Annotated in this window: 24 protein-coding genes, 4 tRNA genes and 1 riboswitch; of the genes, 11 read left to right on the top strand and 17 right to left on the bottom strand. The window is 66.4% G+C overall.

Annotated features, from left to right (window positions below):
- The first annotated feature begins 1 nt into the window (after position 1).
- The 3 genes from gmk (at position 2) to GEM_RS12575 (ending at position 3,377) form a co-directional block, all read left to right on the top strand.
- Positions 2-685 (top strand): guanylate kinase, encoded by a 684-nt coding sequence (gene gmk, locus GEM_RS12585; RefSeq protein WP_014897775.1) that lies wholly within the window; start codon positions 2-4, stop codon positions 683-685.
- A 58-nt stretch (positions 686-743) separates the two neighbouring features.
- Positions 744-947 (top strand): DNA-directed RNA polymerase subunit omega, encoded by a 204-nt coding sequence (gene rpoZ, locus GEM_RS12580; RefSeq protein WP_006025620.1) that lies wholly within the window; start codon positions 744-746, stop codon positions 945-947.
- Between the two features lie 63 nt (positions 948-1,010).
- Positions 1,011-3,377 carry a RelA/SpoT family protein gene (locus tag GEM_RS12575; protein ID WP_014897774.1) on the top strand — a complete coding sequence of 789 codons (2,367 nt, stop codon included), beginning with the start codon at positions 1,011-1,013 and terminating at the stop codon, positions 3,375-3,377.
- Positions 3,378-3,565: 188 nt separating this feature from the next.
- Here GEM_RS12575 and GEM_RS12570 read toward each other — a convergent pair.
- The 3 genes from GEM_RS12570 to GEM_RS12560 form a co-directional block, all read right to left on the bottom strand.
- A tRNA-Arg gene (locus GEM_RS12570) sits at positions 3,566-3,642 on the bottom strand.
- Between the two features lie 61 nt (positions 3,643-3,703).
- A tRNA-Arg gene (locus tag GEM_RS12565) sits at positions 3,704-3,780 on the bottom strand.
- Between the two features lie 62 nt (positions 3,781-3,842).
- Positions 3,843-3,919 (bottom strand) — tRNA-Arg (locus tag GEM_RS12560).
- A 131-nt stretch (positions 3,920-4,050) separates the two neighbouring features.
- Between GEM_RS12560 and greB the strand changes: the two genes are divergently transcribed.
- A complete protein-coding gene (gene greB / locus GEM_RS12555; RefSeq protein WP_014897773.1) occupies positions 4,051-4,611 on the top strand; it encodes a transcription elongation factor GreB in 561 nt (186 codons plus the stop codon).
- On the opposite strand, the gene GEM_RS12550 is transcribed toward greB, so the two are convergent.
- Complete coding sequence (locus GEM_RS12550; protein WP_272148350.1) at positions 4,587-4,997, bottom strand: porin; 411 nt, start codon at positions 4,995-4,997, stop codon at positions 4,587-4,589. The genes greB and GEM_RS12550 overlap by 25 nt on opposite strands.
- A gap of 431 nt (positions 4,998-5,428) precedes the next feature.
- Positions 5,429-5,701, bottom strand: coding sequence for a hypothetical protein (locus GEM_RS12545; protein ID WP_014897771.1), 273 nt, complete (start codon positions 5,699-5,701; stop codon positions 5,429-5,431).
- 392 nt (positions 5,702-6,093) lie between these two features.
- Between GEM_RS12545 and GEM_RS12540 the strand changes: the two genes are divergently transcribed.
- Positions 6,094-6,297: a cold-shock protein gene (locus GEM_RS12540; protein ID WP_014897770.1), complete on the top strand. Its 204-nt coding sequence runs from the start codon at positions 6,094-6,096 to the stop codon at positions 6,295-6,297.
- 160 nt (positions 6,298-6,457) lie between these two features.
- Complete coding sequence (locus GEM_RS12535; RefSeq protein ID WP_014897769.1) at positions 6,458-7,585, top strand: exonuclease domain-containing protein; 1,128 nt, start codon at positions 6,458-6,460, stop codon at positions 7,583-7,585.
- Positions 7,586-7,621: 36 nt separating this feature from the next.
- Here GEM_RS12535 and GEM_RS12530 read toward each other — a convergent pair whose 3' ends face one another.
- Entirely contained in the window at positions 7,622-8,215 is a 594-nt protein-coding gene (locus GEM_RS12530) for a chorismate mutase (RefSeq protein WP_014897768.1), read from the bottom strand.
- A gap of 220 nt (positions 8,216-8,435) precedes the next feature.
- Positions 8,436-8,582, bottom strand: coding sequence for a hypothetical protein (locus tag GEM_RS31835; protein ID WP_009690993.1), 147 nt, complete (start codon positions 8,580-8,582; stop codon positions 8,436-8,438).
- Between the two features lie 197 nt (positions 8,583-8,779).
- Between GEM_RS31835 and GEM_RS12520 the strand changes: the two genes are divergently transcribed.
- The 4 genes from GEM_RS12520 (at position 8,780) to GEM_RS12505 (ending at position 13,377) form a co-directional block, all read left to right on the top strand.
- Complete coding sequence (locus GEM_RS12520; protein ID WP_014897767.1) at positions 8,780-9,169, top strand: DUF2946 domain-containing protein; 390 nt, start codon at positions 8,780-8,782, stop codon at positions 9,167-9,169.
- 127 nt (positions 9,170-9,296) lie between these two features.
- Positions 9,297-11,651, top strand: a complete 2,355-nt coding sequence (locus GEM_RS12515) for a TonB-dependent receptor (protein WP_014897766.1) — start codon at positions 9,297-9,299, stop codon at positions 11,649-11,651.
- Complete coding sequence (locus GEM_RS12510; protein ID WP_014897765.1) at positions 11,639-12,898, top strand: sialidase family protein; 1,260 nt, start codon at positions 11,639-11,641, stop codon at positions 12,896-12,898. Before GEM_RS12515 ends, GEM_RS12510 begins: the two co-directional genes overlap by 13 nt.
- Entirely contained in the window at positions 12,895-13,377 is a 483-nt protein-coding gene (locus GEM_RS12505; RefSeq protein WP_014897764.1) for a thiol-disulfide isomerase, read from the top strand. Before GEM_RS12510 ends, GEM_RS12505 begins: the two co-directional genes overlap by 4 nt.
- A gap of 76 nt (positions 13,378-13,453) precedes the next feature.
- On the opposite strand, the gene GEM_RS12500 is transcribed toward GEM_RS12505, so the two are convergent.
- The 7 genes from GEM_RS12500 to pepN form a co-directional block, all read right to left on the bottom strand.
- Entirely contained in the window at positions 13,454-13,708 is a 255-nt protein-coding gene (locus GEM_RS12500) for a GlsB/YeaQ/YmgE family stress response membrane protein (protein ID WP_014897763.1), read from the bottom strand.
- 261 nt (positions 13,709-13,969) lie between these two features.
- Positions 13,970-14,182: a hypothetical protein gene (locus tag GEM_RS12495; RefSeq protein WP_014897762.1), complete on the bottom strand. Its 213-nt coding sequence runs from the start codon at positions 14,180-14,182 to the stop codon at positions 13,970-13,972.
- On the bottom strand, positions 14,179-15,924 hold the full coding sequence (locus tag GEM_RS12490; RefSeq protein ID WP_014897761.1) for an FAD-dependent oxidoreductase: 1,746 nt from the start codon (positions 15,922-15,924) through the stop codon (positions 14,179-14,181). Before GEM_RS12490 ends, GEM_RS12495 begins: the two co-directional genes overlap by 4 nt.
- 176 nt (positions 15,925-16,100) lie before the next feature.
- Positions 16,101-16,910, bottom strand: coding sequence for a helix-turn-helix transcriptional regulator (locus GEM_RS12485; RefSeq protein ID WP_014897760.1), 810 nt, complete (start codon positions 16,908-16,910; stop codon positions 16,101-16,103).
- Positions 16,911-17,098: 188 nt separating this feature from the next.
- Positions 17,099-17,174: transfer RNA gene (locus GEM_RS12480), tRNA-Thr, on the bottom strand.
- A 208-nt stretch (positions 17,175-17,382) separates the two neighbouring features.
- A complete protein-coding gene (locus GEM_RS12475) occupies positions 17,383-18,396 on the bottom strand; it encodes a class 1 fructose-bisphosphatase (RefSeq protein WP_014897759.1) in 1,014 nt (337 codons plus the stop codon).
- A gap of 282 nt (positions 18,397-18,678) precedes the next feature.
- Positions 18,679-21,372, bottom strand: coding sequence for an aminopeptidase N (gene pepN, locus GEM_RS12470; RefSeq protein WP_014897758.1), 2,694 nt, complete (start codon positions 21,370-21,372; stop codon positions 18,679-18,681).
- A 186-nt stretch (positions 21,373-21,558) separates the two neighbouring features.
- Here pepN and GEM_RS12465 point away from each other — a divergent pair, with 186 nt between their 5' ends.
- Positions 21,559-22,260 carry a DUF4136 domain-containing protein gene (locus tag GEM_RS12465; RefSeq protein ID WP_014897757.1) on the top strand — a complete coding sequence of 234 codons (702 nt, stop codon included), beginning with the start codon at positions 21,559-21,561 and terminating at the stop codon, positions 22,258-22,260.
- 52 nt (positions 22,261-22,312) lie between these two features.
- Here the strand turns inward: GEM_RS12465 and GEM_RS12460 are convergent, their stop codons facing one another.
- The 3 genes from GEM_RS12460 to GEM_RS12450 all read right to left on the bottom strand — a co-directional run bounded on the left by GEM_RS12460 (position 22,313) and on the right by GEM_RS12450 (position 24,905).
- A complete protein-coding gene (locus GEM_RS12460; protein ID WP_014897756.1) occupies positions 22,313-22,885 on the bottom strand; it encodes a TMEM165/GDT1 family protein in 573 nt (190 codons plus the stop codon).
- A gap of 78 nt (positions 22,886-22,963) precedes the next feature.
- Positions 22,964-23,101: riboswitch (yybP-ykoY riboswitch) on the bottom strand.
- An 86-nt stretch (positions 23,102-23,187) separates the two neighbouring features.
- Positions 23,188-24,510, bottom strand: a complete 1,323-nt coding sequence (gene guaD / locus GEM_RS12455; protein WP_014897755.1) for a guanine deaminase — start codon at positions 24,508-24,510, stop codon at positions 23,188-23,190.
- Complete coding sequence (locus GEM_RS12450) at positions 24,507-24,905, bottom strand: hypothetical protein (RefSeq protein ID WP_041490539.1); 399 nt, start codon at positions 24,903-24,905, stop codon at positions 24,507-24,509. Before GEM_RS12450 ends, guaD begins: the two co-directional genes overlap by 4 nt.
- Positions 24,906-24,911: the final 6 nt, after the last annotated feature.

The raw sequence follows: 24,911 nt of genomic DNA, 5'->3' as shown, positions 1-24,911 counted from the left end.
CATGACCGAATCCCCTCGCGACGGCCACGCGTCGCATTCGCTGCACGGCGGCGTCTATCCCGGCAACCTGTTCATGGTCATCGCGCCGTCGGGCGCCGGCAAGTCGACGCTCGTGAATGCGCTGCTGTCGAAGGACAGCGACATCTGTCTGTCGATTTCGTACACGACGCGCAAGCCGCGCCCGGGCGAGCAGGACGGCCAGCATTACCACTTCACGACCGTCGAGGATTTCCGTACGCGCCACGCCGCGCACGAATTCCTCGAGAGCGCGGAAGTGCACGGCAACTACTACGGCACGTCGCGCGTCTGGATCGAAGAGCAGATGATGAGCGGCCACGACGTGCTGCTCGAGATCGACTGGCAGGGCGCGCAGCAGGTGAAGAAGCAGTTCCGCAACGCGGTCGGCATCTTCATTCTGCCGCCGTCGCTCGACGCACTCGAGGAACGTCTGAAGAAGCGCGGCCAGGACGAGCCGAACGTGATCACGCGACGCCTGCTCGCCGCGGGCAGCGAGATGGCGCACGCGTCCGAAGCGGAATACGTCGTGATCAACGAGAATTTCGATCGTGCGCTGGCCGAGCTCGAATGCATCGTCGCGGCCACGCGCCTGCGCTTTGCTTCGCAGTACGCGCGACACGCGGAGCTGTTCATCGAGCTCGGGATCCATCTGCCCCACGCGGAATGACGCGGGGGTAGAGGGACATAAGGTAGAATAAGGACTATATTCAGAAGGAATTTCCAACATGGCTCGCATTACCGTCGAAGACTGCCTGAAGCAAATCCCCAACCGCTTCGAACTGGCGCTCGCCGCCACCTACCGCGCGCGGCAGCTCGCGCAAGGCCATACGCCGAAGATCGAGAGCCGCGACAAGCCGACCGTCGTCGCGCTGCGCGAAATCGCCGCCGGCCAGGTCGGCGTCGAGATGCTGAAGAAGGTGCCGGTGTAACGCGCATCCGGCCCGTTCCAGCCATGTAGTCCACGCGCGCAACGACTCGACCTGGAGGCGAATATGAGCACCACCCCATCGTCCGCCTCCGCGGATTCGACCACCGAAGCCACGGCCCAGTCGCCTGCGCGCCAGTACATCGACGCGGTCCTCGAACAGTCCTTCCGGCACCTGTTCGGGCCGACCGCCACACCGGAGCAGCCGCGCAAGCACGGCGTCGTTTCGATCGCGAAACTGACGGCCACGCTTGCCGAGTATCTCGCTCCGGAGGAAATCAAAGAGGTCAAGGCGGCGTTCCACTTCGGCGACGAAGCCCACCTCGGTCAATATCGCCAGAGCGGCGAGCCCTACATCACCCATCCCGTCGCCGTCGCGGAAATCTGCGCCGGCTGGAAGCTCGACGCGCAGGCCGTGATGGCCGCGCTGCTGCACGACGTGATGGAAGACCAGGGCGTGACCAAGAGCGAGCTGGCCGAGCGGTTCGGCCCGAAGGTCGCCGAACTGGTCGACGGCCTGTCGAAACTCGACAAGATGGAGTTCCGCAGCCGCGAGGAAGCGCAGGCGGAAAACTTCCGCAAGATGCTGCTCGCGATGGCGCGCGACGTGCGCGTCATTCTCGTCAAGCTCGCCGACCGTCTGCACAACATGCGCACGCTCGGCGCGGTGCCGATGGAAAAGCGCCGCCGCGTCGCACGCGAGACGCTCGACATCTATGCGCCGATCGCGCACCGCCTCGGGTTGAACAACACGTATCGCGAGCTGCAGGACATGAGCTTCGCGAACTTCAACCCGCATCGCTACGCGACGCTCGAGAAGGCCGTGAAGGCCGCGCGCGGCAACCGCCGCGAAGTGATCAGCAAGATCCTCGAGTCCGCGCAGCGCGCGATGACCGACGCGAAGATCGACGCCGAGATCACCGGCCGCGAAAAGACGATCTACAGCATCTATCGCAAGATGCGCGACAAGCAGCTGTCGTTCTCGCAGGTGCTCGACGTGTACGGCTTTCGCGTCGTCGTCGAGAGCCCGCTCGACTGCTACACGTGCATCGGCGCGCTGCACTCGCTGTACAAGCCCGTGCCCGGCAAGTTCAAGGACTACATCGCGATTCCGAAGATCAACGGCTACCAGTCGCTGCACACGACGCTCGTCGGCCCGTTCGGCGCGCCGATCGAGTTCCAGGTGCGCACGCGCAAGATGCACGAGATCGCCGAGGCCGGCGTGGCCGCGCACTGGCTGTACAAGAACGGCGGCGCGGACCTGAACGACGTGCAGAAGCGCGCGCACCAGTGGCTGAAGTCGCTGCTCGACATCCAGAGCGAAGCCGGCGATTCGAGCGAATTCCTCGAGCACGTGAAGATCGACCTGTTCCCGGACGCGGTCTACGTGTTCACGCCGAAGTCGAAGATCATGGCGCTGCCGCGCGGCGCGACGGCGCTCGATTTCGCGTATTCGATCCACAGCGATCTCGGCAACCAGTGCGTGGCCGTGAAGATCAACAACGAGTTGCTGCCGCTGCGTACCGAGCTGAAGAGCGGCGACATCGTCGAGGTGATCACCGCGCCGTATTCGAAGCCGAACCCCGCGTGGCTCGGTTTCGTGCGCACCGGCAAGGCGCGTTCGGCGATTCGTCACTACCTGAAGACGATGCGCCTGAACGAGTCCGTGCAGCTCGGCGAGCGGCTTGTCGACCAAAGCCTGAAGGGCTATGGCCTCGCGCTGGCCGATGTTGCGCCGGAAGTGTGGGAGAAGCTCGTGCAGTGGACGGGCAACAAGAGCCGCCAGGAAATCTTCGCGGACATCGGCCTCGGCCGCCGCGTCGCCGCGGTGATGGCCAAGCGCATCGAGGTGTTGATGAGCGGCCGCGATGCGGACGACGACCTGCCGAAGTCCGAGCGGCATCCCGCGCACAATGCGCCGCCGGTCGTGATTACCGGCACCGAGGGGATGTCCGTGCAACTGTCGGCATGCTGCCGGCCGATTCCGGGCGACGCGATCATGGGCTATATCGGCATCGGCCTCGGGATGGCGATTCATACGACCGATTGCCGTGTCGCGCAGCGCATCCATCGCCGCGATCCGGGCCGCTGGATCGACGTCGAATGGGCGCCGCAGCCGGGCCGCCTGTTCGATGTCGCGGTGAAGGCACTCGTGAAGAACACGAAGGGCATCTTCGCGCGCGTCGCGGCAGACATCACGTCGGCCGACGCGAACATCGTTCACATTGCGATGGACGAGGATCTGACGCACGAATCGACGGTGCTGCGCTTCGTGATCCAGGTCAGCGATCGCGTGCATCTCGCGAACGTGATGCGGCGCGTGCGGACCAATCCGGACGTGATGCGGATCATGCGCGAACGCTCCACCGACGACGGTGCGCATGCGCGTCACGACGGCGGCATGCGCATCGAGCGCGAGCGGCAGGATTACTGACGCGTCGCGTTGCCTTGCAGCGGGATACGACGGCGGCCATGGGCCGCCGTTTTCGTTGGTGACGTAGGCGACGGGCTCGTGCCGGGGCGGCCCGTCTCGCGTCGAGCGGGAGACGTGGTCAGGTGGTCAGCGAGAAGAGGGGAGTGGAAAAGAAAAAAGGGCCTTCCCGGAGGAAGGCCCTTCTGAGGTGGCGCGGCTGGCAGGATTCGAACCCACGACCCCTTGGTTCGTAGCCAAGTACTCTATCCAACTGAGCTACAGCCGCACGCAAAGCGGTACTACTTCAACTGTCGGAACCTTCTACGGTGGGAAGGTCCCCAAAAAGGTGGCGCGGCTGGCAGGATTCGAACCCACGACCCCTTGGTTCGTAGCCAAGTACTCTATCCAACTGAGCTACAGCCGCACGCAAAAACAACACTACTTTGAACTGAAAGGGCCTTCGGTTCCGAAGGCCCTCGAAAAAGGTGGCGCGGCTGGCAGGATTCGAACCCACGACCCCTTGGTTCGTAGCCAAGTACTCTATCCAACTGAGCTACAGCCGCACGCAGAAGAGGGATTATAGCAGGGTTGTTTGAAAAGGGAAGCCTTATTCGCAAAATATGCGACGCGGCCTTACCGGGCCGCCCTTCGTGTACTCTTGAAGCATCAGTCATCCCTGTATTGAATCTGCATCATGAACAAGGCGTTTGTCAAAGAGTCGGACGGCGACGACGATCTCGACCAGGCTCAACCCGCGATTCCCGCGGGCGCGAAGAACTACATCACGCCGGCCGGCCACAAGCGGCTCAGGGACGAGCTCCTGAGCCTGATCGACGTCGAGCGTCCCGAGGTCGTGCGGCTCGTGTCGTGGGCCGCGTCGAACGGCGACCGGTCGGAGAATGGCGACTACATCTACGGCAAGCGGCGGTTGCGCGAGATCGATCGTCGCATCCGCTTCCTGACGAAGCGGCTCGATCTCGCCGAAGTTGTCGACGCGAGCCGGCAGGAGAACGTCGACCAGGTGTTCTTCGGCGCGACCGTCGATTACGCGACGCCGGACGGCGAGGATCACACGATCACGATCGTCGGGATCGACGAGGTCGATCTCGACCACGGCTGCGTCAGCTGGATCTCGCCGGTCGCGCGGGCGCTCATCAAGGCGAAGATCGGCGACACCGTCACGCTGATGACGCCGGCCGGCCCGCAGCCGATCGACGTGCTTGACGTCCGTTATCCGGCGTCGCGCAACGCGTGAGCCTGTAGCCTCGCATCGACGCAACGCGTCGCCGTCACGAACAAGCGCCCCGGGTGGGGCGCTTCGTCATGATGCTTGAGCGAGCCGTTGTTGATCCCGAAGCCGCTTTCCGGCGTGAAGATCGCTTTCAGGCCGCCGCCGAGATCGTCGGTACCGGCGAATGCCCCAGCGGCTGCCGTTGATCGGGCCGCTCGTCTCCTGTCATGCGCATGCCGGCCCTGATTGTTCGGGTACGTGATGCCGGCATCGATCAGGCCGTACAGCGTGACGCTGCATTGCGCATGGGCGGCAGTCGCAAACACGTCGGCCCACGCGGTGACGATCAGGGTCCTTTTCATGATCTGTCTGCAGGCCGGGATGATGGCGATCGGGCCTGCTGCGGGCACGGGCCGCGGCGCGGGGCAGGGGCGCCTTCATCGGATATCCCTTCGCGGTGTATGGATTGGACCGGACGGAGAAGGAAGCTGCTTTGGCCGATCCTGAATCCGGGCTCACGCGACAGCGAGCGAATGCGCCGAGAGCCGTTGCCATCAAGGCCTTGTGGCAGCGCAGCAAGCGGAACGGGCAAACACGAATCCGTAATGGGCGTTGCGCGATCGCGACAGGCGATCAGGGGCGGGGGAGAGCGGTACTAGCGCGATTATTGACACATCGGCAATAGAGGTTTGTGTGGAGCATGGATAATGAAAGGATGTTCTCTCGCTATACTCCAATCTCTGCTTTCCGAAGCAGACTTTTTCGTTGACGGAAAAGATCTCCAAACCTTTGTCGGCGCGACTTCCCAGTCGCGCTTTTTTTTTGTCCCGTCACCGGATCCCTATTGCGTGTACGAGCGCCGCTTACGCTTGCGCTTGCGTGTCGGCTCCGTGTCGTCGGCTTCGGTCGGTGGCGGTGTGTACGTCCAGTCTTCCATCACGTAGTGACGCGCGTCCAGCGGCGACGCCAGCAGGTTCTGCCAATGGTCGCCATGCCAGGTCGGGTCGAATTCGGTGTCGCATGGCGTTTCACCGGCGGGCTCGGCCAGCGCGCGGGACTTGCGGCGTACGCGCGTGAGCCGGCTCGCGAAGCGCTTGATTCCGTCCAGCCACATGACGCTCTCCTTCCATCGCGTTACACCAGCATCGCAACGTCCCCCGTTTTCCGCAACCCGGAAAAAACCCGAGGAATTTACCGGCTGGATTTGTCCCCGGTAGGTTTTTCGCGGTCGGGATTATCAGTGATCTGCTCCCGGTAATATTGACAGGTTTTTGATGTGAATCAATTAATGAAAACCGATGGTGTACCGATTCCATTGGTATTGACGTTTTTTTGATAAACAGGGCGCCAAAAATTCTCTTGACGCACCCGGATTGTCCAATTTATAAAGTCAGCACTCCGTCCCCGGGCGGAGCGCTGGGGGGAGTGTCGGCGCGATGTTGCGGGATTTCGGGAAGCGGCTATAAACGGTAGCTTTTTTGATCTAAACGAGTGGGGAACGAAGGTATGGATACCGGTATCGTAAAATGGTTTAACGATGCTAAGGGTTTCGGTTTTATTACGTCCGATAATGGCGGCGAAGATTTGTTTGCGCATTTTTCCGAAATCCGGATGGACGGCTTCAAAACGCTGAAGGAAAACCAGCGCGTTTCCTTCGACGTGAAAGTCGGGCCGAAAGGCAAGCAGGCAGCGAATATCCAGGCGGCCTGACGCGCCACGCATTGCCGATCACGTCCGGCCCCCGCTTCGCGGGGGCTTTTTGCTTTTTTGGGAACGAAAATAGGCGTCCGGCGCATCGAGACCGGTCCGGGCTGGCCGCGAACACGCATGCCGGTGCATACTCACGGAAGCATCGTTTCCCTGTCCTTTCATGTCCGATTCCCGTCCGTCCGATCCTGCAAGCGAACAGCCGCTCGTTTTCGTCGACCTTGAAACCACCGGCGGCTCGTCCGCCGAACACCGCATCACCGAAATCGGCGTGGTCGAAATCGGCCCGCTCGGCGTATCGACCTGGACGACGCTCGTCAATCCGGGACAGTCGATTCCGCCGTTCATCGAGCAGCTGACGGGCATTTCGGATGCGATGGTGCGCGACGCGCCGTCGTTTGCGTCGCTCGCGCCCGCGCTGTTCGAGCGCCTCGACGGCAAGCTGTTCGTCGCGCACAACGCGAGCTTCGACCGGGGCTTCCTGCGTGCCGAATTCGAGCGCGCCGGCATTGCGTTCAATCCCGATGTGCTTTGCACGGTGCGGCTGTCGCGCGCGCTGTTTCCGCGCGAGTCGCGGCACGGCCTCGATGCGCTGATCGAGCGGCACGGCCTCGTCCCTGCCGCCCGGCACCGGGCGCTCGCGGATGCCGATCTCCTCTGGCAGTTCTGGCGGCAGCTGCACGAGATCGTGCCGCTCGAGCGTCTGCGCGACCAGATCGCGCGCACGACGCGCCATTTCCGTCTCTCGGGCGACCTGACCGAGGCGTGGCTCGATACCGCGCCCGCCGGATGCGGTGTGTACGCGCTGTTCGGGGAGGGCGACGAAGCGCTTTACGTCGGCCGCAGCGTGCGCGTGCGGCAGCGCTTGCGTTCGCTGCTGACCGGCGAGCGGCGCTCGTCGAAGGAAATGCGCATTGCGCAGCAGGTGCGGCGTGTCGAATGGCGCGAGACCGGCAACGAGCTGGGCGCGATGCTCGCCGAAGCGCAGTGGATCGCCCGCCTGCGTCCGTCATTCAACCGGCGGCCCGCAGCCGATTCCGCCCGTGCGGGCAATGCGCCCTGGCCGTTCGACGGCGCGGTCGCGTTCGAAGCGAGCGGCGAGCGTCGCCTGTTTCATGTGATCGACGGCTGGTGCTACCTCGGTGCAGCCGAGTCCCTCGACGCGGCCGTGCGGCTCGCGGCCGACGGCACGGACGGCGCGTTCGAGCCCCATACCCATCGCCTGCTGCAGACCCAGCTCGCACGCGGTCTGCAGTTGATTCCGCTCGCGGCGCTCACGCCTGCCGACTGAGCGCCGAGCGACGCGGCGCGCAATAGCCGTGTGTCGTCAGCCGATCGCGCTTGCGCCGCCGGCGGAGCAGACGTGCGACAGCGCGGTGCCGAGCGCCTGCGTCTGGGTGGGATCGTAACGGGTGAGCGTCTTCCAGTTCGCGATGCTGCGTGCGAGCCGCGCCTGGCAATCGGGCGCGTCGCGTAACGGCGCGACTTGCGCGAGGCCGGCCAGCATCTTCTGCGTGATCCGGTCGAGCGCCGGCCGCGTGCTGGTCGCGAGGTCGGGCGGCGCGCCTTCGGGCGGCCGCGTCGCGCGCCAGGTCGCAAAAAGCGCGTTCTGCACTTCCTTGCTCGCGGCGATCTGGTCCTCGAAGAACGTCCGCGCGAACGCGGGATCCACGCCGGCCTGTCCCGCGCGCTGTTCTACCGACGCGAGCAGCTGCGCTTCGCGCGGCCGGTCCTCGATCGCCTGGTGGTTGGCCCATTTCCATCGCGCGACGGGTTCGGCAAGCGCGAGCCGCTGCGACGCGAGCGCGACGAGATTGGTGAGCGCGGTGTCGTCGCCGTCTGCGCGGGCGATGTGCGGCGAAGAAATCAGGGCGGCGCAGAGCGCGGCGACAGCGACGCTGGCACGAATGGCTTGCTTCATCGGAACGATCGGGAGAGCCGGGCGGGCCGGAGGTGGAAAACCAGAAGGATAGACGAAGACAGTCGCGCGGCGGAACGACGCGACAGAAGAATCAGCGGACGAGCTGATCCGGCACCGTCAGGCCATTGCAGCCCGGGTGCGAAGCGATCTGCGCCGAAAACGCAGCGATGAACCGCACGGTAACGATCGACACGTGGCGGTTACAGAACGGAACGTAGGTTCACTTCGGCGAGTACAGCTTGTGCTGCTCGTCGAAGAATGCCCGGACGTGCTCGGGCAATTCGGCGAGGAATTCCACGCCGACGGGTTCCGGATCCGGGCTCATCACTTGCTCGGGCGGGGGCATGCGGGTTGGTCTTTCGTCCATGGTCGTTTCTCCAACAAGTTCAATAATTATCAACCTCGCGCTTGGATTTATGCCAGTGGCGAATCGTTAGATTTTGTCTCTGTTGTATTAACGGCACATGCGCTGCTGCGCGCGCCGCAATGCCGACTATTGCTCCGGCACGATCGGCAACAATCGGGCCCCTTGTTATACTTGCGCGCACTTTTTCCTGGACCGCGATGAAACGAACGACGCGATGGATTGGCCTCGTATGGCTGGCGCTGGTACTGAACGTACTGTCGCCCGTCGTCGGCTACGCGCGTCTCGCGTCGAGCGGTTCCGGCGAGCTCACGCTCGAGTTGTGCAGTGCGGCAGGCGCCCGCCAGGTCGTGCTCGCGCAGTCCGGCGACGACCATCGCACGTCGTCGTTCGACCATGCCGGCGTGCCGCACTGCGTGTACTGTCCCGGCTTCGCCGCGAACGTCGCGCTCGGCACGAGCCTGCCCGCGTTGCCGGGTTTCGTGCGTGCCTTCGCGTACCGGGCAGTTGCCCCGGCCGTTCCCGATTTCCCCCGCAAGGGCATCCGCCTCGCGCAGCCGCGCGGTCCGCCTGAAAACGTCCCGATCTGATTGATATCGTCCGCGCGCCCCGGTGGCGCGCGTACCGCCCGCGGCCCGGTCCGCGCGCCGCGCCGTCCGTGCGCGGCGCGTCGGCTCGCGTCCGGCGGTGTCCGGTCACGTTTTCAGGAATGCATCCATGTCGAATACCTTCGCCGCGCGGCCGTCGCGCGGTCGGCTCGCGCTCGCCTGCGCAGCCGCTTTTGCCTGGCCGGCTGCGCAGGCGGCCGCGCTTGACGGCGCGCCCGCCGATCCGGTGCCGGGCAACGCCGGGCACCCGGCCGGCAGCACAGCATCAGTCGCCACGGTCGTGCCCGCGCCGACCGGCAACACGCTGACCGCCGTCAGCGTCACCGCGCAGCGGCAGCCCGTCGATCCGGATACGCCGGCTGTCGTCGAGTCGATCACGCGCGAGCAGATCGACACGCACACCAACGTCACCACCGAGGACGCGCTGAAGTACGCGCCGAACCTGATGGTCCGCAAGCGCTACATCGGTGACCGCAACAGCGTGTTCGCCGGCCGCGACTTCAACGAACTGCAGAGCGCGCGCGGGGTCGTTTACGCCGACGGCGTGCTGCTGTCGAACCTGCTCGGCTCGAGCTATGCGTACCCGCCGCGCTGGTCGCTGATTGCACCCGACGATATCGCGCGCGTCGACGTGCTGTATGGCCCCTTTTCCGCGCTGTATCCCGGCAACTCGATTGGCTCGACCGTGCTGTTGACCACGCGACGCCCCGAAAAACTCGAGGCGTCGCTGTCGACGCAGTTCTTCACGCAGCGCTATCACGACGGCTACGGGTTTGCGGACAGCTTCGGCGGCAATCACCAGACCGCGCGGATCGCGAACCGCGTCGGCAAATTCTGGTTCGCGCTGTCGCTCGACCGGCTGGAGAACGACGGTCAGCCGATGCAGTATGCGAGCCCCAATTCCACCTACAACCCGAAGCTCGGCGCCGCGGTGCCCGTGACGGGCGCGGCTACCGACATCGGGCCCAACGGCAAGCCGCGCACGATCGTCGGCGCGCAGAACATCGAACGGACCGAGCAGATCAACGAGACGGTCCGGATGGGCTACGCGTTCACGGACCACGTCGACGCGACGCTGACGCTCGGGCATTGGGAGAACCACTTCCGGCAGCACGGCGAAACCTTCCTGCGCGACGCGGCCGGCAATCCGGTCTACGGCGGCAACGTGTCGATCGGCGGCCAGAACGTGACCGTCGCGCCGAGTGCGTTCGCGCCGCAGCGCGGCGACCAGGAGAACTGGCTGTACGCGCTCGGCCTGAACGGCCGGCTCGATTCGGGCTGGCGGCTGTCGGGCGTGGTGTCCGCGTACGACGTGTCGCGCGACGTGCTGCGCGCCGCGTCGACCGCGCGGGGCGGTGCGGGCACGCTGTTCCAGGGCGACGGCACGGGCTGGCGCACGCTCGACCTGAAGGCCGAGGCACCGGAAGTGAAGGGCCACACGTTCACGTTCGGCTATCACTACGACAACTATTTCCTGCGCAACGTCACGTACAACACGGCCGACTGGCTGGCCGGACCGAGCACCTCGCTCTCGAACGTCTACCGGGGCGATACGCGCACGCAGGCGCTGTTCGCGCAGGACGCGTGGCGTTTCGCGCCCGGGTGGCTCGCGACGCTCGGCCTGCGCTACGAGCGCTGGGATGCGTACGGCGGCGCGCTCGGCAACGCGAGCGGCACGCACGGCTATGCTGATCGCGGCGCGAACGCGCTGTCGCCGAAAGTCGCGCTGCAATGGGACGCGACGGATGTCTGGCGCTTCCGGCTGTCGTTCGCGACCGGCACGCGCTTCCCGACGGTCGGCGAGTTGTTCCAGGGCACGATCGCGAACAACGCGATCGTCAACAACAACCCGAACCTGCGCCCTGAAAAGGCGATCGACTGGGACTTCACGGCCGAACGCGACGTGGGCGTCGGCGTCGTGCGTGCGAGCGTGTTCCAGAGCGACCTGCGCGATTCGATCTACAGCCAGACGACGTTATCGGGGGCGTCGACCGTCACCAATATCTCGAACGTCGATCGGGTGCGCGTGCGCGGCGTCGAACTCGCATTCAGCGGCCAGAACGTCGGGCTGCGCGGGCTCGATATCGACGCGAACGTATCGGCGAGCAATGCGCAGATCCTGGCCGACGCCGCGAATCCCGCATACGTCGGCTCGCGCTTTCCGCGCATCCCGCGCATGCGCGCGAACCTGCTCGCGTCGTACCGCTTCGACGAGCACTGGCTCGCGAGCGTCGGCGTCCGCTACTCGGGCCGCCAGTTCAACACGCTCGACAACAGCGACGTGAATCCGGACGTGTACGGCGGCACGAGCACCTTCACGGTCGTCGACCTGAAGGCACGCTACCGCTACGACCGTCACTGGAGCGCGTCGGTCGGCATCGACAACCTGACGGACCGCCGCTACTACGTGTTCCACCCGTATCCGGGACGCACTTTCTTTGGAGAACTGAAATGGTCGCTGTGAAATCGTTCGCGGCAGGCTGTGCGCTGTGGCTCGCGGCGCTGTCGCCCGCCGGCGCGCACGACGCGCCGAAGGCCGTCGATCCGCATGCGGCGCACATGAGCATGCAGGCCGCGCCGGCGCAACAGAAGCAACCGCTCGCGACCGGCGCCACGTTCGATGCACGGCACCGGCTGTGGGTCGCATGGGTCGAAGGCGCGCATGCCGTCGTCGCGCATTCCGACGATGCGGGCCGCACGCTGTCCGCGCCCGTGACCGTCAACGCGATGCCCGAGCCGATCTACACGAGCGCGGAGAATCGGCCGAAACTCGCGACGAGTCCGGACGGCCGCGCGGTGTACGTGTCGTGGTCGATGCCGCTCGATGCACCGTACACCGGCATGGTGCGCTTCTCGCGTTCGCTCGACGGCGGCGCGACCTGGAGCGTGCCGGTCACCGTGCATCGCGACCGGCAGGCGATCACGCACCGCTTCGACATGATGGCCGTCGATCCCGCCGGCAACATCGCGATCGCATGGATCGACAAACGCGATCTCGTGGCGGCGAAGGCTGCGGGGCAGGCGTACGAAGGCGCGGCCGTCTACTACGCGGTGTCGCGCGACGGTGGCGCATCGTTCGAACCCGAACGCAAGGTGACGGACCATACGTGCGAATGCTGTCGCATCGCGATGGCGATCGATCCGGCCGGACACATCGAAGCCGTGTGGCGCAACGTGTTCCCGGGGCAGATCCGCGATCATGCGCTGGCAGTGCTGCCGGTGGCGGCGTCGGCTCCCGTCGCGCCGGTGCGTGCGACGTTCTCGAACTGGCACGTCGAGGCATGCCCCGAGCACGGGCCGGCACTCGCGATCACGCCGGACGGCACGCGCCATCTCGCCTGGTTCGGTGTCGTCGACGGCCGTGCCGACGTGTTCTATTCGCGCATCGGCGCCGACGGCCAGCCGCGCGCTACGCCGTGGGCGTTCGGCGCGAATCCGGCGGTGCCGGCCGAGCAGGCCTCGCATGCCGCGCTCGTCGCGCGCGGCGATGTCGTCTGGCTCGCATGGAAGGCGTTCGACGGCGACACGATGCAGCTCAAGCTGCGCCGCTCGGACGATCGCGGCGAGCACTGGTCGGCGCCGCGCGTGATCGCGACGACGGCGGGCGCGAGCGACAACCCGCAACTGCTCGACGATGCGGGCCGCATCTACCTGTCATGGCGAACGCGTAACGACGGCTACCGGCTGATCCCCGTGGAGGGCGCGCAATGAAACGGCTGATGGTGTTGATCGGCGCGATGCTCACCAGCCTGCCCGCGTGGGCTGGCGAACTGCAGCCGCTGCGCGCGGCGGAGGTCGCGAAGTTGTACGCGACGGCGCACGAACGGCCGCTCGCGGTCGAGATCTGGTCGCTCGACTGCGGTTACTGTCGCGAGAACGCCGCGCATCTCGTTGTGTGGCAGCGCCGGCATCCGGACGTGCAACTCGCGATGGTCGCGCTGGATGCTTACGATGACAACGGCGCGGCGATCGCGCAGGCGCTCGCGCACATGAACCTGCCGCCGCAGGTTGCGCAGTACGCGAACGCGGAGCCGATGCCCGAGCGTCTGCGGGCGGCGCTCGACGCAGGATGGCGGGGGGAAATGCCGCGTACCGTGTGGATCGGACGCGATGGCACACGCGAGGCGCGCAGCGGTTTGCTGACGACCGACCTGCTCGACGGCTGGCTGCAGCGCGGAAAGCGACGCTGAAACGGACAGCGGCGCGCGGGAGATGCCGCGCGCCGCTTCGATGCGAAAACGCGCCCGAAGGCGCGCGAGAAGATCGTCAGGCCGCTCGCCTGAATAGCCGGATCACGAACAGCAGGATCACGGCGCCGATGACCGCGACGATCACCGAGCCGATGAAGCCGCTGCCGAGGTGGATGCCGAGCACGCCGGCAAGCCAGCCGCCGATGACCGCACCGACGATGCCGACGATGATGTCGACGATCAGGCCGAACCCGCCGCCCTTGACGAGCAGGCCCGCCAGCCAGCCGGCGATCGCGCCGATGATGAGCCACATAATCAAGCCATGAGTCATGGTGATCCTCTCCTTGTATTGAGTCGAAATGACCGGACGCCGGCTGCTTCGCCGCAAGCTGCATGAGGGCGGCGGTGCGACCCGCCGCGCCGCCCACGCAATGTAACGCGATAGACGGGTCGGAATCGTTAAGTAATGTTATGCACCCTTAACGGGTTTTTCCAGGGGATTCGTCTGCCTACGGCGCGGCGCGCGCATAGGATGAGTGGCGAAATGATTCTGTAAGAAAGCGTCGGCGGCAGCTCGGCAACGCGTCTCGCGTCATCGTTCGTGCATCGGTGCAGGGGCGCCCGTATCGGGCAGGCAGTCGCCGGCGTCGGCAATCAGTCGGGTCACGGTCGCGGCGTCGCCGATCGTCTCGATCGCCAGCAGCGCGAAGCGGGCGAGAAAGAGCGATGCGTCGGTTTCACCGATGCGGGTCATCGTGCGGCACAGGTCGGTGTAGAGGATGTCGCGTTCGGTGTCGGTCATCATGCGTTCTCCTGAAGATCGGCTGACGTGCGCGGGTGGAGCGCACGTTCGAGTGCGGCGCTCAGGTCGGCGGCGCACGCAACGTGCCAGCGGCCGAGCACGTGCCCGTCCGGACGCACGAGATAGACGGTGCCGTCGTGCGCACCGTACAGGTCGAACAGCCGGCCGTCGGCATCGTAGCCGCTGCATCCCGGCTGTTGCGGCGTCGCGTGCCGCGCGAGCGTGACCAGCGCGAACGGCATTCCGGCGTCGCGCAGGTGTCGCTCGAGCTCGGCGAACGACGGGTCGGGCGCGCCGTCGCTCGTGAAGCGGAACGCGGTGAAGCGCGGGCCGACGAGATCGGTCAGGTGGCCGCGACGCGTGCCGTCGTCGTTGCCCGTGTCGTGCGACGCCTGCAGCATCAGCGGACCTTCCGCGAGTACCGTGCCCGGCGCCGGCCCTGCCGAAAATGCATCGCGCTCGTGCGCATTGAGCGGCGACACGGCATATGCGATGGCCGACGTCTGGCGCGGATTGATCAGCGAACGCAACGCCGGGTGCCGGACCGCGAGCGTCAGCACGGCCTTGCGCATCAGTTCGAATGCGAACGACGGCGGCGCCATGAACTCGGTGCTCTTGGTGCCGTAGCGCAGGTTCTCGTGCGTTGCGAACACGCGCTCGTCCGAATAGCTGTCGAGCAGCGCATCCGACGCGAGGCCGCGGATCACGTACGCCAGTTTCCACGCGACGTTGTCGGCGTCGTCGATACCCGAATTCGCGCCGCGCACGCCGAAGATCGGCACCAGATGCGCGGCGTCGCCGCAGAACAGCACGCGGCCGTGCCGGTAGCGTTCGAGCGTCAGCGCGTTCGCCTTGTAGATCGTGATCCAGATCGGCGACCAGTCGCCGCGCTCGCCCATCATGTCGAGCAGGTTCTGCACGCGCGGGATCACGTTCTCGGGCTTCACGGCCGCTTCGGGATCCTCGTCGTCGCGCAGCTGATAGTCGATCCGCCATACGTTGTCGGGCTGCTTGTGAACGAGCACCGTCGAGCCGGGGTTCGACGCCGGGTCGAAGTACGCGAGCCGCTCGGTCGGCCGGTCGCTGTCGAGCGCGATGTCGACGATCACGTAGCGGCCTTCGTAGCTTGTGCCATGAAGCGACAGGCCGAGCGCATCGCGCATCGTGCTGCGCCCGCCGTCGCTCGCGACGACCCAGTCGGCGTCGAGTGCGTAGCCGCCGAGCGGCGTATCGACGTCGATGCGTACGCCGTCGGTGTGCCGCGTGACGCCCGCGACCTTCGTTTGCCACCGTATCTCGATGAGTTCGGGGCGGCGCAGCGCGGCATCGAGCAGGAACTGCTCGATGTGGTACTGCGCGATGTTCACCATCGGCGGCAGCTTCTGGTTCTCGTCCTGAGGCATCGTGAAATGCAGCACTTCGTCGTGACGATAGAAGCTGCGCCCGCCGCTCCACGGCAGTCCGACGCGCAGGAAATCGTCGAGCGCGCCGAGCCGCTCGATGATCTCGAGGCTGCGTCGCGAGATGCAGATCGCGCGGCTGCCGTGGCAAACCGAATCGTCGGCTTCGAGCAGCACGCTGCGGATGCCGTGGTTGGCGAGGCCGAGCGCAACAGCGAGGCCGACCGGCCCGCCGCCGACGATCGCGACGCGGTGCCGCTGCGTATCGACACCGTCGCTGCAGGTCGGCAGGTGCGCAGGATGGCGCGCGGCGACGAACGGATATGGCTTGAATTCGATGCCCATCGTTGGCTTCCAGGTTGCGGTGGTCATACGCGCACGCATCGATGATGCGATGTGTGCGGCAGGTCGGATGCAGTATGGAAGCCGTGTCGAATACCGCTGTCCCCATTCCGGGTACAGCGAACGGCGGTCGGCGGCCCGGGATTTACCCGGACGCGTTCAGGATCGGCCGGCGCAGTTCAGGGTTGCAGGCACAGCGCAAACAGCTGGCGCTGGCTCGAGATGCCGAGACGCCGGTACGCGCGCTTCTGGTAGGTGACGACGCTCGATGCCTTCACGCCGATCGTCTCGCCAATCTCGTGCGCGGTCTGGCCTTCGAGCACGCCGCGCAGCACGTCGAGTTCGCGCTTGGACAGTGTCGGGCACGCGCCGCGCAGTCGCGCGAGCATCAGTTGCGGGATCCCGATCTGTGTCGAGCCGGCGAGCGCGTAGTGATGCTGCGCGGCCTGCGCGATGAGCGGCGCGAGCGTTTCGATGGCCGCGATCTCGCGTGGCTGGAACGCGCCGCTGCGATGCGCGCGATACAGGTTGATCGACAGCCAGGTCGAGTCGTTCGGCTGCATCAGCAACGCGAGGCGATCGGATACGTCGGGGCCGCGGTAGCAGGCCGCGCGATACGCGTCGTGGCCGATTTCGTCGCCGGCCTGCTGATGCAGCAGCACATCGCGGCGGTGCGTGCCGCGACCTGCAGCCGAGACGATCTTCTGGTTGCCGTCGAGCGCATAGAAATGCCGCGCATAGGTATCGGCGACGTCGCGCAGGTAGCGGCCGCCGCGATGATCGGCGACCGACAGGGTGCGCGGCCGGTTGCCGAACTCGTACGCGAAGATCGTGCACTGCGTGACGGACAGAGCGTCGTCGAACAGCTTGAGGATTTCCGCGGCGAACGCGTTCGGTTCGCTGCCGCCGATCGCGGCGACGAGACTGGTCGCGTGCGACACGTCCAGTTGTCCGCTGAGATTCGGTCGCTCGAGACGCCAGGTGCGCATGATGCTGAAGGAGGGCCGGGTGGTCCGGCGATTGTAATCGGCGGCGCGTGGCGCGGGAGTCGGGGGATGCCCGCAAGCGGAAGCGGTGCGGAGACGGGAAGCGGACGGGCGCACGATGACGTGTGTCGGTAGCGTGGCCGGAAAAGAGAAAAGGCCTGATAAGCGATGCTTATCAGGCCTTTATATCTTGGTGCCGGAGATAGGAGTCGAACCTACGACCTTCGCATTACGAATGCGCTGCTCTACCAACTGAGCTACACCGGCAGCAGAGAAATGAAATTATATGGTGAAATCCGAGATCTTGGCAATAGGTTTTGCGAATTTTTTTCAGCTTGCTGCTGCTGCTTCGCGAAACCATCGATCCGGCGGACTTCCCGCTTTCACTTCACTGCGATGCAGCCCGTCAGGGCCACATCGCGAAGGCGCGATTGTACTGACGTCTCGCACCTTCGTCTAGTGCTGCAGTGCAAATTTATTTGCCTTCGTTGTGATAGCCGGTCACGCGCTCGACTTCGTTCTTCGAACCGAGGAACACCGGCACGCGCTGGTGCAGGCCGGTCGGCTGCACTTCCATGATGCGCTGCGTGCCCGTCGTCGCGGCGCCGCCCGCCTGTTCGACGATGAACGACATCGGGTTCGCTTCATACATCAGGCGCAGCTTGCCCGGACGATCGGGCGTGCGCTTGTCGGCCGGGTACATGAAGATGCCGCCGCGGTTCAGGATCCGGTGCACGTCGGCCACCATCGACGCGATCCAGCGCATGTTGAAGTTGTCGCCGCGCGGGCCTTCCTTGCCAGCGTTCAGCTCGTCGACGTAGCGCTGGACCGGCTCGTACCAGTGGCGTGCGTTCGATGCGTTGATCGCGTATTCGCGCGTATCGGCCGGGATTTGCATGTTGCTCTGCGTGAGCACCCACGAACCGACTTCGCGGTCGAGCGTGAAGCAGTTCACGCCGTTGCCGGTCGTCAGCACGAACACGGTTTGCGGGCCGTACACCGCGTAGCCGGCCGCGACCTGCTCGGTGCCCGGCTGCAGGAACGATTCCTCGGTGGCCAGCTTGCCGTCCGGGCAGCGCAGCACCGAGAAGATCGTGCCGATCGACACGTTCACGTCGATGTTCGACGATCCGTCGAGCGGATCGAACACGAGCAGGTACTCGCCGCGCGGGTAGTTCGCGGGAATCGGGAAGAACGTTTCCATTTCTTCCGATGCCATCGCGGCGAGGTTGCCGCCCCATTCGTTCGCGTCGAGCAGGATCTCGTTCGACAGGATGTCGAGCTTCTTCTGCACTTCGCCCTGGACGTTCTCGCTGCCGGCGGTCCCGAGTGCGTCGCCGAGCGCGCCCTTCGACACGTTGTAGCTGATCGCCTTGCACGCGCGGGCGACGACTTCGATCAGCAGGCGGAGGTCGGCGGGGAGGTTGTTGGTCTCACGCTGCTGCTCGATCAGGAACTTGGACAGCGTGGTGCGGCGGGCAATGGACATGACAGACTCCGAAAGGCCAAAGAATCCTTGAATTGCCGCAATTTTACCCGGCGCGCCTCCCGACCCGCCGGCTTTTTTCGTCCGGTTACACGGCCGGGTGGCCGCGTCGACCGGGTTCCGGCGTGCGCCGCGCTCCGGGTACGTGCCGTGGCGGCGGGACATCCGGGCGGTTGAACTGCGGCCGGGCCCTGACCCCGACGGTGCCTTGTGCAATAAAAAAGCCGGCGCCGCAACGGTGCGGCGCCGGCTTCGTCGCGCGGGAGCGCGATGCGATCGCGTGCGTTACGCGAGCGCTTTCTCGACGATCTCGCGCACGTCGCGCGATTTCGCGCCGGCGGCGACTTGCTCGAGCGCTTCGCGCATCCGGTCACGCAGCGCCGGCGTGAAGCGGCGCCACAGTTCGAGCGAGCGGGCGAGGCGCGCGGCGACCTGCGGGTTGATCGCGTCGAGCGCGAGCACCTGTTCGGCCCAGAACGCGTAGCCCGAGCCGTCTGCCGCGTGGAATTGCGCGGGGTTCGCCGCACAGAAGCTGAAGATCAGCGAGCGTGCGCGGTTCGGGTTCTTCAGGTTGAACGCGGGATGCGCCATCAGCTTGCGGACCTTGGCGAGCGTCGGCTGGGCCGCCGTGCCGCGCTGCGCGGCCTGCATCGCGAACCACTTGTCGATCACGAGCGCTTCGTTCTCGAAGCGACGGTAGAAATCGTCGAGCGCACGCCCGGCCGCGTCGTTCGCGCCCGAGGCCGCGGCGGACAGCAGCGCGCCGAGCGCGGCTGCGCGATCGGTCATGTTGTTCGCCGCGTCGTACTGCGCGGTCGCGATGCGCACGGCGTCGGCCGGATCCTCGAGTTCGGCGAGATACGCGAGCGCGAGGTGCTTCAGCGCGCGGCGGCCGGACGCTTCGGGCGTCGGCTCGTACGCACCCGGCGTCTGGTGCTGCTCGTACGCGGCGAGCCAGTCGGCGCGCAGCGCGGTCGCGAGCTGGCGGCGCACGAACTGGCGCGCGCGATGCACGGCGGCCGGGTTGGCTTCGGCCATCTGGTCGGCCAGATAGGTTTCCGACGGCAGCGTCAGCGCGAGCTCGCGGAACGCCGGCGACAGGCTCTCGTCGGTCAGCACGCGGCGGAACGCGGCGACGAAGTTCTCGCCGAGCGTCAGCGATTCGTTCGCGGCGGCACGCGCGGCGAGCGTCAGCAGCGCGCGCGTGGCGAGGCGCTGGCCGGCTTCCCAGCGGTTGAACGGATCGCTGTCGTGCGCGAGCAGGAACGCGAGGTTGTCGTCGCTGTAGTCGTATTCGACGATCACCGGTGCGGAGAAATTGCGCAGCAGCGACGGCAGCGGCTGTTCCGGCACGTCGACGAACGTGAAGGTCTGCTCGGCCGCGGTGAAGTCGAGCACGCGCGTCGTGCCCGAGGCGGCGGCTTCGCCGTCGAGACGCAACGGCAGGTCGCGGCCGTCGCGGCCGATCAGGCCGATCGCGAACGGAATCAGCAGCGGCCCCTGCTGTGTCTCGCGCGCGGCCGGCGATGCGTCACCGTACCCCTGCGCGAGCGTGACCGTATAGCGGCGCGCGGCCGCGTCGTACGCGGTGCGCACCGACACGCGCGGCGTGCCGGCCTGGCTGTACCAGCGCTCGAATTGCGCGAGATCGCGCTCGTTCGCGTCGGCCATCGCATGACGGAAGTCGTCGCAGGTGACCGCGTGGCCGTCGTGGCGCTTGAAGTACAGGTCCATCCCCTTGCGGAACCCGTCACGGCCGAACAGCGTCTGGTACATCCGCACGACTTCCGAGCCCTTCTCGTAGACGGTCATTGTGTAGAAGTTGTTGATCTCGACATAGCTTTCCGGACGCACCGGATGCGCCATCGGGCCCGCATCCTCGGCGAACTGCAGCTGGCGCAGCACGCGCACGTCCTCGATGCGCTTGACCGCGCGGGCTGCCGATTCGACGTCGTCGCCCGCGGCCATGTCGGCCGAGAATTCCTGGTCGCGGAACACCGTCAGGCCTTCCTTCAGGCTCAGCTGGAACCAGTCGCGGCAGGTTACGCGGTTGCCGGTCCAGTTGTGGAAGTATTCGTGGCCGACCACCGATTCGATGTTCGCGAAGTCGGTGTCGGTCGCGGTCTCGGGGTTCGCCAGCACGTACTTCGTGTTGAAGATGTTGAGCCCCTTGTTCTCCATCGCACCCATGTTGAAGTCGCCGACCGCGACGATCATGAAGCGGTCGAGATCGAGCTCGAGCCCGAAGCGCTTCTCGTCCCAGCGGATCGAATGGATCAGCGAATCCATCGCGTGACGGGTCTTGTCGAGATCGGCCGGTTCGACCCAGACCTGCAGCAGCTTTTCCTTGCCCGAGCCGGACGTGATCTTTTCCTCGATCGCGACGAGCTTGCCCGCGACGAGCGCGAACAGGTAGCTCGGCTTGCGGAACGGGTCTTCCCATTTCGCGAAGTGGCGGCCGTCGGGCAGCTCGCCCGAGTCGACCAGGTTGCCGTTCGACAGCAGCACCGGATACGCGGCCTGGTCGGCGCGCAGCGTGACGGTGTACGACGCCATCACGTCGGGGCGGTCGAGGAAGTAGGTGATGCGGCGAAAGCCTTCGGCCTCGCACTGCGTGAAGAAGTTGCCGCTCGAGACGTACAGCCCGGACAGCGTCGTGTTCTGGTCCGGCGCGCACGCGCTGTCGAGCGTGAGCTCGAACGCATCGGGCACGTTTTCGACGGTCAGCCCGTGTTCGTGCGCGCGCACCGCACCGTACGGTGCGCCGTCGAGCTGCGCGCCGAGGAATTCGAGCGCTTCGCCCATCAGCTCCAGATGCGGGGCGGGCGCAGCGTCCGGATTACGGCGCACGCGCATCGTATTCCTGACGATCGTGCGGGCCGGCGCGAGATCGAATTCGAGTGCGACGGAATCGATGAGGAAGGCCGGCGGCGTGTAGTCGGCGCGGCGGATCACGGTGGAGGAAGCGTTGTCGGACATGGTCGTCGAGATCGATGGAGTGGGGATCGGGCCCGCAGCACGGGCTGGGCGAACCGGCCCATTGTACAAAGGCTTGCGACTGCGTGCCGTGCGAACTTTTTACCGGTTCCGGCAGTCCGCGTATTATCGGCATCCCGTGCGGTTCGCGCGGTGCGACGAACGGGTGACGGATCGACGAGGATCGACATGAAACGCGAATGGATACAACGCGGTGCGGGCTGGGTGGCGGTGCTGTGCGTGGCGCTGCTGACGGGCTGCACCAGCTACGTGACGACACAGGTTACGGCCTTCTCCGACTGGAGCGGCAGCGACGCGACACGCACTTACGCTTTCACGCGCGCCGATGCGCAGAAGCACAGCATCGAGCAGTCGACCTACGAGCCGATCGTCGCGAACGAGCTGTCCGCGTATGCGTTCCGGCAGGTACCGCCCGCGCAGGCGCGCTATCTGGTCGGGCTGACCTACGGGGTCGGCAGCGATCTCGTGACGGTGCCGCAGCCGGTCTACTACGACCCGTGGTTCATGGGGCCGGGGCCGTACTGGCGGGGCGGGCCGTGGGGCCCGTGGGGGCCATGGGGCGGCATGCCCGCGGGCTATGTCGCGCAAACGTACCAGGTGTTCGACTACACGCTCGGCATCCGGATCACCGAGCGCGCGACCGGCAAGGAGGTCTACAACGTGACCGCGCGTACCACCGGCGACAACGGTGCGCTGCTGTATGCGATGCCGTTCCTCGCGCGCAGCGCGCTCGCCGATTTCCCGTTGTCGAACGGCGTGATCCGCACCGTGCGGCTGCCGGTCGACAAGCGCGGCGGGCCGGCCGCGCCGGCTGCCAACGAGCGTGCGGTGCCGGCGGCGCCGGCCTCCGGCGCGGCGGTCGCGAAGTAACGCGACATCCACATCGGCGCGGCCGCCCGGCCGCGCCGCCTGCAGCCGCGCGTCACACGCCGACGCCCAGCAACGCCAGCGCGCCGAGCACGACGAACAGTACGGCCGCGATGCCGTGCACGAGCTTCGTCGGCAGGCGGTGCGCGAAACGGTCGCCCAGCAGGATCGCGGGCACGTTCGCGAGCATCATCCCGAAAGTCGTGCCGGCCACGACGCCGATGTAGTCCTGGAAGCGCGCGGCAAGCGCGACGGTCGCGATCTGCGTCTTGTCGCCCATTTCCGCGAGGAAGAACGCGACGAGCGTCGCGCCGAATACGCCGAGCCGCGAGCGGTTCGCATTGGCTTCGTCGGCGTCGAGCTTGTCCGGCACGAGGATCCACAGGCCCATCGCGATGAACGAGAACGCGAGCGCCCAGCGCATGATCGACGGCGTCACGAGCACGCCGAGCCATTCGCCGAGCGCGCCGGCGCAGCCGTGGTTGACGAGCGTCGCGACGAGCACGCCGAGGATGATCGGCACCGGTTTGCGATAGCGCGCGGCCAGCACGAGGGAAAGCAGTTGGGTCTTGTCGCCGATTTCAGCGAGGGCGACGGCGCCGGTGGAGATCAGGAAGGCTTGGGTCACGGATGGGATTCCACGGGCCGGTGTTGTGCGTGCGAGCGACGATCCACCGCGCGCCGGGCCCTGATGCGGCGCGCAGTGAACCATCGGTCTCGCCAGGCCTCGGTGGCTGCGTCCGCCATGGCCGTACGGCCAAGTCTGTTGACGGACGCCTCCGTCACGATGCGCGCCGGGGGCGCGGGACATCGAGCGGAGCGGCTACTCCCCAATGAGCGGCGAATTCTAGCACGGCGCGCGCAGCACCCGCTGCGAATTCGGCCGTGCCGCGGCGAACGCCGCAGCAGGACGGGGCAAGGGCGCGGCAGTTACGCGGCCGCGGCGGCGCGGCGTGCCGCACCGCGCTCGTGCACCAGCCGGCCGGCCGCGTACGTGCGGTACACGGCACGGTCGTCGCCGAGCAGCGCGAACGCGAACAGCAGTTCCTCGAGCGAATCCGCGCGCTTCGTGCGGCGCGCGAGCAGCGGCGTGGCCTGCGGGTCGAGCACGACGAAGTCGGCTTCGGTGCGCGGCGCGAGCGTGCCGACCGTGTCGGCGAGGTCGAGCGCCTGCGCGGCGCCGGCCGTCGCGAGCCAGAACATCCGCGTTGCGGTCAGGTGGTGGCCCGACAGCCGCGCGACCTTGTGCGCCTCGTTCATCGTCTGCAGCATCGAGAACGACGTGCCGCCGCCGACGTCGGTGGCGAGCGTGACGGGCACATCGTATTCGCCGGCCTTGTCGAAGTCGAACAGCCCGCTGCCGAGGAAGAAGTTCGACGTCGGGCAGTGCGCGACGACGGTACGGGTTTCGGCCATTCGGCGGCGGTCCTCGTCGTCGAGGTGGATGCAGTGGCCGTACACCGCGCGCGGACGCAGCAGCCCGTAGCGATCGTAGATGTCGAGATAGCTGCGGTGGCCGGGAAACAGCTCGGCGACCCATTTCACTTCATCGACGTTTTCCGCGACGTGGCTCTGCACGAACACGTCCGGATGGCGGCGCGCGAGTTCGCCGCACGCCTCGAGCTGCGCCTCGGTGGAGGTCGGCGCGAAACGCGGCGTGAGCGCGTACATCTGGCGGCCGTTGCCGTGCCAGCGATCGATCAGCTCCGCGCTGTCGTCATAACCTGATTGCGCCGTGTCGCGCAGGAACTCGGGGCAGTTGCGATCCATCAGCACCTTGCCCGCGATCATCCGCAGGTCACGCGCGTCGCTCGCCGCGAACAGCGCGTCGGCCGACTGCTTGTGCACGGTGCAGTAGACGAGCGCGCTCGTCGTGCCGCAAGCGAGCAGTTCGTCGACGAAGAAGTCGGCGACTTCGCGCGCATGTTCCGGGTCGCCGAACTGGCGCTCGGTCGGAAACGTGTACTTGTCGAGCCACGGTAGCAGGCCGGGTGCCGGCGACGCGATCATGTCCGTCTGCGGATAGTGGATGTGCGTGTCGATGAAGCCGGGCACGATCAGCTTGTCGCGCAGGTCGTGGACGACCGCGTCGCGTGCGAGCGTCGCGGCGAGCCGTGCATGCGGGCCGGCCGCGACGACCTTGCCGTCATCGACGACCAGGAGGCCGTCGGTCTCGTAGTTCGCGGCCTGGCTCGACTGCGCCGGGTCGCCGTTGAAGGTCAGCAGCTGGGAACGAAAAGCGGTTTGCGTCATGACGAATGGTCCTGCATCAAGGTAAGGCGAACAGAAGAAAACGGTCGGCGTCGCGCGGGCGACGGCATGGATGGCGCTGCCCGTGCATGCGCGATGCAGTGCGGCGCGAAGGCGCCGTCGCGGGCTGCGATTGCGCACGCGAGCGTGGCGGCCGCGGCCGCCATCGCATGGTTGCCGACTGACGGTGCCGCGATTGCGACTACGATTGCGATCGCGATCGCAATCGCGACCGGCGCGGCGGCGAACCGCACGACGAGCCGCAACGACGGGCTTCGGCGAGCGACGACGCACCACGCCGTCGCCAAGCGGGCGTGCACTCGCGGTGTGCGCATGCGGCCGGCGCGGCGCGGGGCCGAGCCGGTCGTCGCGAAGCGGATGTCGTTGCGGTGTTTCATCTGTCT

This window comes from Burkholderia cepacia GG4, from assembly GCF_000292915.1.
GTDB lineage: Bacteria > Pseudomonadota > Gammaproteobacteria > Burkholderiales > Burkholderiaceae > Burkholderia > Burkholderia cepacia_D.
The sequence above is the reverse complement of the archived record's forward strand: the minus strand, read 5'-3'. Positions and strand labels throughout refer to the sequence as shown.